Source organism: Vibrio sp. R10-SG3-ISO10, assembly GCF_059834185.1.
In genome coordinates, this window is the sequence record NZ_JCBDHG010000022.1 from 574403 (window position 1) to 587891 (window position 13489).

The 13489-nt window shown below is 46.4% G+C and carries 10 protein-coding genes; 3 read left to right on the forward strand and 7 right to left on the reverse strand.

Annotation, left to right across the window (positions count from 1 at the left end):
- Nucleotides 1–2: 2 nt before the first annotated feature.
- On the reverse strand, nt 3–962 hold the full coding sequence (locus AC6R16_RS16130) for a nitrilase family protein (RefSeq protein ID WP_500675036.1): 960 nt from the start codon (nt 960–962) through the stop codon (nt 3–5).
- Nucleotides 963–1057: 95 nt separating this feature from the next.
- Between AC6R16_RS16130 and AC6R16_RS16135 the strand changes: the two genes are divergently transcribed.
- Nucleotides 1058–1960, forward strand: a complete 903-nt coding sequence (locus tag AC6R16_RS16135) for a LysR family transcriptional regulator (protein WP_500675037.1) — start codon at nt 1058–1060, stop codon at nt 1958–1960.
- A 185-nt stretch (nt 1961–2145) separates the two neighbouring features.
- Nucleotides 2146–3519, forward strand: a complete 1374-nt coding sequence (locus tag AC6R16_RS16140; protein ID WP_500675038.1) for a YjiH family protein — start codon at nt 2146–2148, stop codon at nt 3517–3519.
- A 66-nt stretch (nt 3520–3585) separates the two neighbouring features.
- Here the strand turns inward: AC6R16_RS16140 and AC6R16_RS16145 are convergent, their stop codons facing one another.
- Entirely contained in the window at nt 3586–4968 is a 1383-nt protein-coding gene (locus tag AC6R16_RS16145) for an aminotransferase-like domain-containing protein (RefSeq protein ID WP_500675039.1), read from the reverse strand.
- 98 nt (nt 4969–5066) lie between these two features.
- Here AC6R16_RS16145 and AC6R16_RS16150 point away from each other — a divergent pair, with 98 nt between their 5' ends.
- Nucleotides 5067–5963 (forward strand): EamA family transporter, encoded by an 897-nt coding sequence (locus tag AC6R16_RS16150; RefSeq protein WP_500675040.1) that lies wholly within the window; start codon nt 5067–5069, stop codon nt 5961–5963.
- A 43-nt stretch (nt 5964–6006) separates the two neighbouring features.
- Here AC6R16_RS16150 and AC6R16_RS16155 read toward each other — a convergent pair whose 3' ends face one another.
- The 5 genes from AC6R16_RS16155 to AC6R16_RS16175 all read right to left on the reverse strand — a co-directional run bounded on the left by AC6R16_RS16155 (nt 6007) and on the right by AC6R16_RS16175 (nt 13404).
- Entirely contained in the window at nt 6007–7038 is a 1032-nt protein-coding gene (locus tag AC6R16_RS16155; protein WP_500675041.1) for an FAD-binding oxidoreductase, read from the reverse strand.
- Between the two features lie 56 nt (nt 7039–7094).
- Nucleotides 7095–8756 (reverse strand): hydroxylamine reductase, encoded by a 1662-nt coding sequence (gene hcp, locus AC6R16_RS16160; protein ID WP_500675042.1) that lies wholly within the window; start codon nt 8754–8756, stop codon nt 7095–7097.
- A 381-nt stretch (nt 8757–9137) separates the two neighbouring features.
- A complete protein-coding gene (locus AC6R16_RS16165; RefSeq protein WP_500675043.1) occupies nt 9138–10427 on the reverse strand; it encodes a phosphatase PAP2 family protein in 1290 nt (429 codons plus the stop codon).
- 389 nt (nt 10428–10816) lie between these two features.
- A complete protein-coding gene (gene norR, locus AC6R16_RS16170; protein WP_500675044.1) occupies nt 10817–12346 on the reverse strand; it encodes a nitric oxide reductase transcriptional regulator NorR in 1530 nt (509 codons plus the stop codon).
- Between the two features lie 116 nt (nt 12347–12462).
- Nucleotides 12463–13404 (reverse strand): helix-turn-helix domain-containing protein, encoded by a 942-nt coding sequence (locus AC6R16_RS16175; protein WP_500675045.1) that lies wholly within the window; start codon nt 13402–13404, stop codon nt 12463–12465.
- Between the last annotated feature and the right edge of the window lie 85 nt (nt 13405–13489).

Sequence of the window (13489 nt, forward strand, 5' to 3'; positions counted from 1 at the left end):
AACTATTTATCGTTAAACCGGGCATGATAAGGGTCAAGCTCATAGCCTTGTCGCTGGGCAAGTTCACGATAGAGTTCTGGTCTGCGCCCCCTTATCCAACGCCTGCCTGTGCACATATCAAGCTCTTTGGGATCAAGGTCGGCAATGATCATCGCGTTGTCTATCGCGTCAGTTTCAACCATGGTTTCACCGTAAGGGTTTAAGATCATCGCATTGCCTGTTCTTACTTCATCCATATCAACGCCAACACCATTGCTAAATATCAGAAACAGCCCATTGTCGTGCGCTCGGGCTGGCAGCCAACGCATTAGCCAAGCGCGCCCTTTTCGTCCCTGCATTTCAGCTCGAATAGCTTCTGGGTCTTTATGTCGGTTAAGCCAAAGCTGCGGGTCGATCCTTCCCATCGCGTTCGGACTACGTGAGTGGCAACCTCCTGTCTGGTGAGGGGCAAGCAGTACGTCTGCCCCCTTGAGGGCTGTCATCCTTACGTTCTCAACTAAGTTGTTATCCCAACAGATCAATATGCCCACTCGCCAACCTTGCGGTGTTTCGACCACAGTGTATTGGTCGCCGCTACTCATATGCGGGCTGACAAAGGTATGCAGTTTTCGGTGCTTGGTGATGTTGCCGTTTGGCATCGCTAGGATAAAGGTATTGTAGAGGCAGCCTTGCTCATCAATTTCAATCAACCCAACGCCAATGTTGATCCCCGTTTGCTTGGAAAGTGACAAAATCTGCTGGCTAGAACTGCCTGCCGGAATCGGTTCAGCAAGTTGAACGATTTGCTCTTTGCTCAGTTTAGAAACATGCCAGTAGCCTGAAATACACATTTCTGGGAAGCAGATAAGCTCAACCCCTTGTGCTTGAGCGCTTTTTACATAGTGCTCAATCACAGCAAGGTTGTATGTTTTGTCCCCAGGGTGATGATTAAATTGAACGGATGCGACACGTAACTTTTCCACGGAGATTCCTTACTTGATAAAAACTGGTTGTGAGTTTAAGAAAATTATTTCATTCCATATAATGAAATAAATTCTCTGTTCAATAAGGGTTTGGAATGGAAATTGAGTTACTTAGAGCGTTCTGCATTTTGGCTGAGAGCCAAAACTATCGCTTGGCATCGGAGAGGCTGTTTCTCACGCAACCTGCCATTACCAAGAAAATTCAACGTTTAGAAAGCAAAGTGGGTGCTCCATTGTTTGAGCGTGGTCGCCATGGGGCGTGTTTGACCGCAGCAGGACAGTCGCTGTTACCCGAGGCTCAACGCCTACTGCGTCAATTTGAGCAGTTCGACACCCTGTCGCAACGTGTATCATCTGGCTTATACGGAAGTTTGAAAATCGGCTTTGGAGTTTCGACCTATCATGAGGCGCCTCGTTTTGTGGCTGCATTTAAACAGCGTTATCCCGACGTGAATATTGTGCTGAACGACATTCCTTCCCAAACCCAACTAGACCAACTGCAAAGTGGTGAGCTAGATGTAAGCTTCAATCGCATTCCGAGCGATAGTCAGTTCAAAACCTTACCTCTGTTTGATGATCAATTGGTGGTCGCCATTCATCGAGATGAAGACATTGACGAGCAAGAGCTTTGGCATTCATTAGTTCGGCATAACTATTTAAAATTGGCGACCAATCGAGGCCCAGGGCTCAGCCGACAAATAGAGTGCTATCTTGCAGCCAATCAACTGGAGTTAACCATTGCCCAAGAAGCGGACGACATCTTAACACTACTCGCATTAGTCTCTGCTCGACTGGGGTTTACTATCGTTCCTCAAAGCGCTCAAGCGATAAGCAATCCATATGTGCGTTTTATTCCATTGAAGGGGGACTATGCCCAGTGGCCAATCGGTTTGGTGTGGTTACCGCACTCGCCCAATGCACTGCTAGATAATTTTGTTGAGTTAGTGACAGAGCTAAACTCGCGAGGAGGGACACCAGATACTCTCAGTAAGTCGTGAAGTATTCTCTAGTATTATGTTTTGTTGTTTAGTTATTGTTATGGGTGTTAAGTTTGATTTTTTATTTATTAATGGTGAATAAAATTGCAATTTTAGCTTGTGTTGGATTTTTTAGGATATATAATCGCTCATATTGAAGATTTATTCACTTTAAGTGAAATTGTAGTCATCTAGGGAGTAGTCAGATGAGCGATACACTTCTCGTTGAAGAGAACCACAAAACTAACCGGAATCTGCTGATGTTTGCGATTCCATCATTGCTAGGATTATTCTTTTTCCTTGCACCGCTAACATACGACGGTAACTTTACCTTCCCGCTAGCTTTAATGGCTAAAGGGGTTAAAGCGCTGCTAGGGGATGCGATTTTACCGACGGTCACTGGCGTGATCTGTTTTTCAGCTTTTGCATCACTTGCCGCAAGTCTTTTAAAGCCAACTTTTGTTACGCGATCTTATCTGCTTACAAGACTTTTCATTCTGACGCCAACTTGGCTCGTGATTCGTTCATTAGGTGCGTTATTTACGCTACTGGCGCTGCATCAAATCGGGCCAGAGATCATCTGGAACGGTAACACTGGTGGGCTAGTTTTAAATGACTTGCTTCCATCGCTATTGGTGACTTTCTTCCTTGCGGGATTATTGCTTCCGCTACTGCTTAACTTTGGCCTGCTAGAGCTATTGGGTACGTTACTGAGTAAGTTTATGCGCCCTGTTTTCCGTCTACCGGGTAGAGCGGCGATTGACTGTATGTCTTCATGGTTAGGTGACGGTACGGTCGGTGTTATCTTAACCAGTAAGCAGTATGAAGATAAAAAATACACAGCGCGTGAAGCAGCGGTGGTTGCAACTATGTTCTCGCCAGTGGGTATTTCATTCTCGCTTGTGGTACTGACTCAAGTTGGATTAGCGAACTACTTTGTACCGTTTTACTTTGCGATCTGTTTGTCTGGCGTTGCCGCGGCGATGGTGATTCAATTCCTGCCACCGCTATCTTACAAGAAAGATCTCTACATTGATGGTAGTGCGCCGAATCGAGATGATGAACTGGTTCCGGCTGGTAAATCGACGCTAGGCTTTGGTATGGAGCTAGCACTGAAACGTGCCGACAAAGTAAAAAGCTTAGGCTCAGTGGCTAAAGAAGGTGTGCATAACGCGCTAGATATGGTGTTTGGTGTTCTTCCTGTTGTTATGGCGATTGGTACACTAGGTCTAGTGGTTGCAGAAGCGACGCCATTGTTCTCAATGCTAGGTGCTCCGTTTGTACCTCTACTAGAGCTGCTTAATGTGCCAGAGGCAGCAGCGGCGGCAGAAACTATGCTGGTGGGCTTCACTGATATGTACGTTCCTTCAATCATCGCGGCGTCATCTGTGAATGCGGACTTAACCAAGTTTGTTGTTGCAGCGCTGTCTGTTACTCAGCTGATTTTCATGTCAGAAACAGGTTCGGTGATCTTAAGCAGTAAGGTGCCAATTAACTTCCTAGAGTTGGTGGCCATTTTCCTACTACGTACATTAGTGACGCTACCTATTATCGTTCTAGTGGCACACGCGATCTTCTAATTGAACTGAATTGTTCAGTCCTAAAAGCCCGACAAATAGCTGTTTGTCGGGCTTTTTCTTTGTATGTTAACACGCTTGCTTTATGAGTCTGATGAGCAACTCTAGCTCCTGTTTCGCCTGCCCTTGTAATGGATAGCCCATATTGATTCGAATGCACTCACTATACAGGTCGAGGGTGGTAAATAGGTGACCAAGCCGGACATCGAGTTGATGCTGTTCGACACTTTGCGCGAGTGCATCTTGGTCCAAGTTGGGTATTTGTAGCCATAGCACCATGCCGCCTTGTGGGTGACTGATTTTCACGTCACGCGGTAAATGCTGAGTAAGGTATTCAAGGTATTGCTGCCGCAAGCTAAGTAATTGGGTGCGCCTTCTTTTTACATGCTTGGCGTACTGACCTGATTCGATAAAATCCGCTACAGCGAGTTGGGTTGGCAGGGCAACGCCATAACTTGCCGATGCAAATTGGGTCTTGTACGTATCTAGGTATCTTCCCGGAAGACACCAGCCCAAACGGTAACTGGGTGAAAGGCTTTTTGAGACAGAGCCACACCATAAGACATAACCCTCCTTATCATAATATTTAGCCGTTAAGGGTGTATGGGAAGAGTAGGAGAGCTCCATATAGACATCGTCTTCGATCACCGGGATACGGTAATCATTGGCGAGCTGGGCTAGTTTTTGTTTCTGGTTAGCCGACATATTGATGCCTTGTGGATTCATATGCGAGGTGCAAAATATCGCTGCATCGACACGTCTGTGCTTGAGATGCGCTTCAAGTTGTTCAAGGTCGATACCATCATTCAAAGAAGGGATCTCAATGATCTTGCGCGACATCTTGCCTAGCAGTTCTAAAATACCATTAAAGCATGGAGAGCTTATCGCGATGGTGTCGCCTTGTTTGGTGCAGGATTCTAGTGCTGCTTTGATTGAACACATACACCCTGCCGTGACGACGATCTGATCAGGATTGAAGTGTAAGTCGAGCTTGGCAAAGTGGGTAGATAAAGCACTGCGTAGTAAAGGCTCGCCTTGAATATCGGGATAGTGATTGAGCCTGTCTCCCATCCGTTTCAGTGCGCGGCGAAAGCTGCGTTCCAGCTCAATCACAGACTGTTCATCCGCCGAGGTGCTCGACACGCCCAATGGGCCACTTTTCGCACTGTGGGTTGGTGAACTTCTGATAACGTGAGAGACCTTACTTTCAAATTGAGCCCAATCTGGCGTCGAGTGCACTGGCTTGCGAGGTGAAACAAAGTAACCCGCTTGTGGCCTAGAGTGAATCCAACCCTGCGATTCGAGCTCTTGATAGCAGCTAACCACTGTAGACATGCTGACGGATTGCTGTTTGGCTAGCTGTCTAAGCGAAGGCATTCTACCCCCTTCGACTCTTTTACCGTTTTCTATCTCTTCAATAAATTGATTCGCTAGCTGTTGGTAGATACTCATTCTTGTCCCTGAACTGTACTGGTTTTTATTTGAAAAATTGTATCTGTATATGATTTGTCGCTCAAGGGATACTGTGGCAAAACATAAGAGGGACGAATATGAAAAGAAATGACTTATTGCTTGCCGTGCTTGTCATGGCTATATGGGGATTTAACTTCTCGATGATCAAAATGGGGGTAACCAATGTTCACCCCTTATTGGCAACAGCAGCACGTTTTGCGCTCGCGGTGATTCCTGCGATCTTCTTTATTGCTAGGCCAAATGTCGCGTGGCGTTATCTAGTTGGCTACGGCATTGTGTTTGGGGTCGGTGTGTGGGGAATGGCCTCTTGGTCTATCACTGCAGGGCTTTCGTCTGGAATGTCTTCCGTTTTACTGTCAACCAATGTACTTATCGGCATGGCCGTCGGGATTTGGATATTCAAAGAGCAGGCACCGCTGCGCAAAATTGTTGGGGCGGCATTAGCGATGTGTGCCTTGGCGGTACTGGTTTCAGCGACGACAGGGAATGTCACCTTGAAGGGCGTTGCATTGATTATGATCGCGGCGTGCTCTTGGACCTTGATGGGCGTCATTGTTAAAGCGTCGAAGACGACACAGGCATTCGCGTTCAATGTGTGGGGAATGCTGTTTTCGCCGCTGCCACTTGTTCTATTTGCCGTGTCTCTGCATGGTGAAGCGATCATCTGGCAGGCGTTTGAACAGTGGGATTGGAACACGACGATAGCCGTGGTGTTTCAGGCGTATCCAACCACTCTGTTTGGTTACTGGGTGTGGAATCTGATGCTGATTAAGTACCCGTTAAGTACCACTGCGCCACTGACGTTACTGGTTCCAGTGTTTGCTTTGGTAAGTGGTTACTTTATGTATGATGAGATGCTGTCGATGGCACAGATCATTGCCTCTGGACTGTTTTTGGTTGGGATTGGGTTAATCGTTAAGCCTACATCGATGCAAAAGAGCCCGACTAAAGCGTTTGGTAAGCTAGTACGATAGAAAGGACTCCGAGTAAGTAAAGACTTACTCGGAATGTGTACAATTACGTCAATTCGACTTCAACATCGCTCTGAATCTGGCTAGAGCACGCTAGCGTATAACCTTCCGCTAAGTCTTGCTCAGTCAGAGTTTCGGTGCTAGTACGAGACACTTCCCCTTTAGTCACCTTGCATTTGCAAGAACCACACATACCGCTGCGACAAGCGATGATGATGGGTACACCATTGTCTTCTAGGACATCGGCAAGTGTTGCACCTTGCTCTACTTCAGCAGTGACACCAAAAGCGGGCACTTCAAATTGAACCACACCGCCAGCAGATGGCTCTTGATGGGTTTCGATTGGAGTGAAGCTTTCCTGATGAAACGCTTGAGGCTCGACTCCGAGTGCGAGTGAGTGAGACTCCATATCCTGCATAAACTGAGTTGGCCCGCATAGATAAACGGTGCGCTGTGCGATGTCAGGACATAGGGTTTGTAGCCATACCTTATCTAGGCGACCTTGCGGATGACGCGTCCCGGTGTTGTCTTTTAACAGCAACTTAAAGTGGAAGTGGCTGTGAATGCTGTCCATTGACTCTAGCTCATCAAAATAGATGGTCTGCGGAGCGCTTTTAGCCATATGAATAAAGACGATGTCGATATCTTTTTCATCAGCTAACCAGGTCTTTGTCATCGACATTACAGGGGTAATACCGCAACCTGCGCTAAGCATAACGACTTTCTCTTTTGGCGCGCAATCGACACTGTTAAATGGACCCGTAGGCGCAAGGGCTAACACAGTATCACCCGGGGCGAAGGTATCGACAATGTGGTTTGAGATTAACCCTCCCTCAACGCGCTTGATGGTCAGTTTTAACAGAGGTTCATTAGGCACAGAGCTAATCGAGTAGGCTCTATATTCAACTTTACCCTCTATCGCAAAACCGAGTGAGACAAACTGTCCGGGCTTAAATTCGAAAGCGATATCTTCATCGCCTATAGGGGCCAGCGTTATGCTCACGGTATCTTGGGTTTCTTGCCACTTCTCTACGCAGCGTAAAGTTGTTGGCAGGTTGTTTTGCCATTCACTTGTCATAGTTTTCTCTTAAAAAAGTGCCTAGCTCCAATTAGAGCTAGGCAAATTGGCGAGGATTAAGCAGCTAAGATGGTTTTTAGATCGTCTTCAACATTACCGATACTGCGCATGTCGAATTTCTCTTGGATGATTGCCAGTAGGTTGTCAGTCAAGAAAGCAGGTGCTGTTGGACCTGTATAGATACCTTTCACGCCTAAAGCGAATAGGGTAAGTAAGATAACAATCGCTTTTTGCTCAAACCAAGATAGAACGAGGGTTAGCGGAAGCTCATTGATATCACAGTCGAACTCTTTAGATAGTGCTAGTGCAAGTTGGATTGCTGAGTAAGCATCATTACATTGACCTACATCGAGTAGGCGTGGGATACCGTTGATGTCACCAAACTGATTCTTGTTGAAGCGGAATTTACCGCAAGCTAGAGTCAGGATAACGCTGTCTTCAGGTGCTGCTGCGGTGAAGTCTGTGTAGTAACTACGCTCAGACTTATCGCCATCACAACCACCCACTAAGAAGAAGTGCTTGATGTTGCCTTCCTTAACTTGTTCAACCACCGCTGGCGCGGCTTCCATCAGCGCATTACGACCGAAGCCAACCGTGATCATCTGTTCGATTTCATCATGTTGGAAACCGTCTTGAGCTAGAGCGCACTCAATCACTTGGCTGAAATCATCACCTTCGATATGTGCAACACCCGGCCAGCCAACAATGCTGCGTGTAAACAGGCGATCGGCGTACTGGCCGACATTTGGATTCAACAAACAGTTCGATGTCATCACAATCGCACCAGGGAAGTTGGCAAACTCTTTTTGCTGGTTTTGCCATGCGCTGCCGTAGTTACCCACTAAATGAGGATACTTGTTTAGTTCAGGGTAGCCGTGTGCAGGTAGCATTTCACCATTGGTGTAGACATTAATGCCTTTGCCTTCAGTTTGTTGTAGGATCTTTTCTAGATCATGTAGGTCATGACCAGACACTAGAATCGCTTTGCCTTTTACTGTCTTAACGTTAACGGCAGTAGGAGTAGGGTGACCGAACGTAGCAGTTTCACCCGCGTCTAGCATCTCCATCACCTTGTAGTTCATTAGGCCAATCTGCATTGAACACTCAAGCAAAGCGTTTAAGTCTTCTGGGTCGGTGCCAAGCCATGCCATGATTTGGTGGTACTCGGCATAAATATCTGTGTTGGTTTGCTCTAGTACGCGTGCGTGCTCCATGTAGGCTGCAGCACCTTTTAGGCCGTATAAGCAAAGTAGGCGCAGACCAATTACATCTTCACTCAGGTGTTGGTAGCCGCGGTTAACTGCCACAAGAGGAGCATGAGCCAAAATCTCTTCCGCACTCGCCGGAAGTTCAAAGTGGGCGACAGATGGTGCTTCATCCAGTTCGATATCACCCAATTTAGCTGCCGCGAGCGTTTGCTCTTTTAAGCGAGCTTTGTATTGCGCAGCCAATGAAGCAAGCTCAAGAATGCGCTCTGGATCGAAGTTAACGTTGGTCAGCGTAGAAAAGAAAGCTTTTGGTGCCCACTGGTCGATTTCAGTATCGATGATATCGAATTTGCGCGCTTGCTCAGCCCAGTAAGATACACCTTGTAGGGTGTAGACTAATACGTCTTGTAAATCAGAAACTTCAGAAGTTTTGCCACACATACCTTGTGCAAATGAGCAGCCCTTTACAGTAGGGGTTTGAATAGTCTGTTCACATTGAATACAGAACATTGCGCGTCTCCAGTCGTGATAATTGTTAGCGGAACCATCCGCCGTTTTATTTTGAGACTGATAGAGCAGGTAGTGTGCCAATAGTTAACTATTTGTTTTTATTTAATTTATTGGTTGTTCTAGTATTGGGTTGATGTAGTAAATACATCGTGAGTGTTGTGCTTATTACATCGTATTAGCGTTTTGGCGCAGAGAAAGAACGACTAAGCATTGAGTATGTGGCTAAACCTTGAACAATAAACATGTCCCTGTGCCAGTCGAATGCGATAACTCGAGGAAAATACGTAGGTTAATGGGGTGGCTAAGGAGTGATGTGATTATTACAACGCTGGAAGAAGTGGTAATTAAAAGGCTCACCAAATGGGGTGAGCCTAAGGAGTGTTAAAAGTGGTTAGTCACTGAGAGCAAAACAGACTCGGATTTGTATCGGGTGTCATACATATCCCATCGATTATTGGTGTAGGCGTACTTAAGAGCGAGCGTCCAGTCAGTGTTAGGTTTGTAATTAATCCCAGCTTCTGAGTTGAATACGCTGTCACGATCAAAGGTTAGGTAATCCATTCTTCCTTTAACCGACCAGTTATCATTAAAGGCATATTCCATTTGCCCAGATATTGCCGGAAGCACCGGTTTGGAGCTTAGCTTGGAGTGCTTACCACCGTTTAATAGATCGGTTTCCAATTCGACTAAGTAAGCGTATAAACCAGCACCGGCCGTCATGGTTACTTGATCACTCACCTGATAGTGCTTTTGATATTGTGCACCAGCACTCCATTGACGCAGAGCAATAAAGATTTCTTCACCTTGTGAGTAGCTATTGTCGCTGACCTCGAAGTTACCGCTTACTTTACCTGTACGGCGAGTTTCGTTAGGGGCCATTTGTACTTCTATCGAGCTATCATCATCTAGCTGGTACGTATAGTAAGCGGATGAGAAAGGCTGGTAGTCGTCGTCAGGTGCTGAGTTTTCTAGCGTTTGGTTTACACCGAAATCACCCAAAGTGTCGTAAGTATTGAAACCAATATCTAGAGTAAAGGAGTGACGTTTACTCTTCGCATAAACCGGATTTGTACGCTTTCTGTTAGAGTCATATTCAAACGCTTTGTTGGTCAAGCTTACATTGACCATCATGCCGTCTTTTAGTGGCGCAGCACTAAGATTTACGCCTTCCGGGGAATACTCTGAGACGAAAAACTGGTTGGTTAGAAATGCAATACCGCCGCCAGCTAAAACGTCGTCGGCATAATGGCGATTTCCGTGAACACGGCTTGCGCCTACAAAGCTTGCGGCAGCATACGCAGGAATCCCCCACTTAGCGCCGTAGCGAGTGTGTAGAAAAGAAGCTCCTGAGAATGCTGCCGCAGTGTGTCCCGAGGGGAACGACGCTGAGTTCGATGAGTTTGGTCTAATTCGGCCTACGGCAAATTTACCCGCTTGAACAATACCTATAGTTGTCGCAAGTGAGTACGTCAGCTGCTTGGCTCCTTCTCCATCATCATGTAGCCAGGCCGCGAACAGCCCCGTCACAGGTAAAGCGATTTGAATGTAGTCTCCTGCCACAACATAGTCGTCGTCAGTATTTGCAGTAATTGCATTGTTAGGAGTGTTGGCGAAAGCAGTACTTTGCGCAAAAACGAAGCTAACTGCTGCAGACAAAAGAAGTTTTTTCATTGAGTAATACCATCAACGCTGTTCTGAGTGTTGTACAAGTAAGACGACGATATGGAGTTCATTTAAGTACTCATTTGTTTCATTCATGCTATCTATAACGATTCAAAATCGAAGCTACTAGGCCTAAGTCGAGCCAATCCGAATTTTGTTTCTGTACATCTATTCGTGATCGGCAACTTAAATTAGAAACTTTTCGGCGTCTTTTAATGTTTTGTGTAACAAAAATGACCATTTGGAAATCATTTGTGGTAATTATATTTCAAAATTGATTTCATTGGAAAGGTTTTTATCTGAATATAGCGTGATTAGCGTGGAAGGTTTTGTTGGCTCTCATGTTTGAGAGGTTAGTTTCAATTATGACTATCCTGGTCTGAGTGGCGGGAGAAGTGTTAAATCTCTACTCCGAGTTTTTTGCCCATCCGGTATAGATTTCCTCTATCCATTTGCAGAAACTCAGCGGCTTTAGCCCACGTGCCATTCGATTTCTCAAGTGCATGTAGGATGAGATCTTTTTGATAGCCTTCAACTAATCCACGCATAGCTTGACTCTGTTTGGGTAGATAATTGTTGTTTGTCGGCTTCTCTGTAGTCTCAATACCACCGTCAAAGTGAAGAGTTGTAATGATCTGTTGCTGATCTTGGATGGCGCGCAGGGCGGCTCTAGTGAGGGTGTGTTCAAGCTCTCGGACATTGCCTGGCCACGCTTGACGCTCAAGTAGGTTTAGGCTTTTAGGGTGCAAATGCAGGTTAGGGATGTTGAACTGGCTGCGCACTTTTTCTAGCAAGTATCCCGCGAGTACCGGGAGATCACCTTCGCGCTTTCTTAGCGGCGGCACTGAAATAGGGAAGACATTTAAACGGTGGTATAAATCGGCTCTGAACTGTCCATCTTCAACTTCTTGAGCTAGAGAGCGATTAGTGGCCGCAATAATACGTACATTAACCAACAAATGCTGGTCACTACCGACTCTTTGCAGCTCTCCTTGTTGAATCACACGCAGCAATTTTGCCTGCAGCACAAGTGGCAACTCACCCAATTCGTCTAGGAAAATGGTGCCGCCATCGGCAAGTTCAAACTTACCTGCTCTGGAACTGTTTGCACCTGTGAATGCACCTTTAACATGACCAAACAACTCGCTTTCGGCGAGACCTTCAGGTAGCGCAGCGCAGTTTACGTAGATCATCGGCTTGTTGGCGCGGTGACTTTGAGCGTGCACACTGTGCGCAACGAGCTCTTTTCCCACCCCAGTTTCCCCTGTGATCAACACGGCATAGTCAGACCGCGCAACCGTCGCTATGTTGGTGCGTAGTTTTTCTATCTGCGGACTAACGCCAACCATCTCTCCTTGCTTGGAGCGAGCTTGTTGAATCAAGGTTTCCGTGACGTGTTTTTGCTTCTTGTTTTGGGCCTTAAGGGCTTTCACTTGGGCAATGTTACGCAGAGTGGCAGCAGCAAGTGCGGCGAAGGTTTCGATTGTCACCGGATCAATGCTGTCGAATGCCCCCACAGTCAAAGAATCTAGCGTCAGCACTCCGACCAACTGCCCACCGACATACAAGCTACAGCCCATACAGTCATGGACATCAAGCTCGGCTTCTTCACTTAACAGGATGCCACTAAATGGGTCGGGCAACTCACAGTCGGCACCAAAACGGACGGGTTGTTTACTCTCCATGATGGCTTGTAGGCGAGGGTGAGTTTTAGGGAAAAATCGCCGTGCTAGGATGCTGCTCGATATGCCTTTAACCGCGACGGGAGTAAGAAAGCCATCTTGATCGAGGATAAATAACGCGCTCGCATCACAAGGAAACACCTGATCAATACCATCAATAAGATGCTGATATTGGGTTTCACTGTTTTGGTTGGAACTTAAATTGAGCGCGATATCCAACAGGACTTTATTCAAGTTAGCTTTCATGATTTGGCGATCCCTTTTTGAAGAGTCGCCATGCTAACAAGGCGATGTAATTTTCACATCGCCATTAAGGGTATAAACGCCGTACGGTTGATGTGAGTCAAAAACGACAAGTAGAGCTAGGCTAAATCCCCAAATTGTTTACGATATTGCTGCGGCGACACACCGACCAAACGCCGGAAGTGATGGCGTAAAGTTGTGGCACTTTCGAAACCTGCCATGCTGGCTAAGCGCTCGATAGAGTGAGACTCGATTTCGAGCAGACCTTTTGCGCGCTCAATACGTTGCTGAATTAGCCACTCTTTAGGAGACAAGTTGAAGCTGGCGCGAAATTTTCGATCAAAGGTGCGACGCGACATGCTAGCTTTTTCGGCAAGAAGATCAACGCTAATACTCTTGTCTAAATGACTATTGGCCCAGTCGAGTGCCGATGCAAAATTGTTGGGAACCTCTAACATCGGTGTTTCAACAAACTGAGCTTGACCGCCAAGTCGATGGGCGGAAATCACCAATCTTTTCGCCACTTGATTGGCAAAGCTATAACCAAAATCATGACGAATAACCGCTAAGCCAAGGTCGAGTGCAGCGGCGCTTCCAGCAGAGCAACCGATATTGCCATCGAAAACGTAAAGGACATCAGATTGATAATTCACGTTTGGAAATTGAGAGCGAAAGCTTTGCTCGTACATCCAATGAGTAGTCGCCGTTTTGCCATCGAGTAGCCCTAGCTTAGCCAATAAAAATGCACCTGAACACAAAGTGAGCACTCGCTTACCTTGTTTGGAAAATTGACTAACTTCCGCTTCTATTTTCTCAGGAATCGTATAGTCCCAAGTCGGCCATCCGGGAATAATCAGAGTGTCGTAATCTTCAAGGCTGTCGACCTTTTGCGCGCTAAGAGTGATGTTTCCTGTGGTATGGATGTCAGCGCTCTCTAACGTCACCACGTCACTCTCATACCAAGACTCAAACTCTGGTCTAGGCAGGGCGAATAGTTCAATAGCACAAGACATTTCAAACAGCGCGGCATGGCAGTGGGCGAGTATCGCGACGCGTTTCATTTCTCTTCCTTGAAGACTAAGTTTATTTTTTGACTTTGGCTTATTATTGACGATATGTGGCTTTTAAGCCAATTTAACACACCGA

Coding starts and splice junctions, on each gene's coding strand:
- AC6R16_RS16165 (WP_500675043.1), bottom strand. CDS start 10,427: ATGAAAAAACTTCTTTTGTCTGCAGCAGTTAGCTTCGTTTTTGCGCAA.
- AC6R16_RS16145 (WP_500675039.1), bottom strand. CDS start 4,968: ATGAGTATCTACCAACAGCTAGCGAATCAATTTATTGAAGAGATAGAA.
- AC6R16_RS16155 (WP_500675041.1), bottom strand. CDS start 7,038: ATGACAAGTGAATGGCAAAACAACCTGCCAACAACTTTACGCTGCGTA.
- AC6R16_RS16150 (WP_500675040.1), top strand. CDS start 5,067: ATGAAAAGAAATGACTTATTGCTTGCCGTGCTTGTCATGGCTATATGG.
- norR (WP_500675044.1), bottom strand. CDS start 12,346: ATGAAAGCTAACTTGAATAAAGTCCTGTTGGATATCGCGCTCAATTTA.
- AC6R16_RS16175 (WP_500675045.1), bottom strand. CDS start 13,404: ATGAAACGCGTCGCGATACTCGCCCACTGCCATGCCGCGCTGTTTGAA.
- AC6R16_RS16135 (WP_500675037.1), top strand. CDS start 1,058: ATGGAAATTGAGTTACTTAGAGCGTTCTGCATTTTGGCTGAGAGCCAA.
- hcp (WP_500675042.1), bottom strand. CDS start 8,756: ATGTTCTGTATTCAATGTGAACAGACTATTCAAACCCCTACTGTAAAG.
- AC6R16_RS16140 (WP_500675038.1), top strand. CDS start 2,146: ATGAGCGATACACTTCTCGTTGAAGAGAACCACAAAACTAACCGGAAT.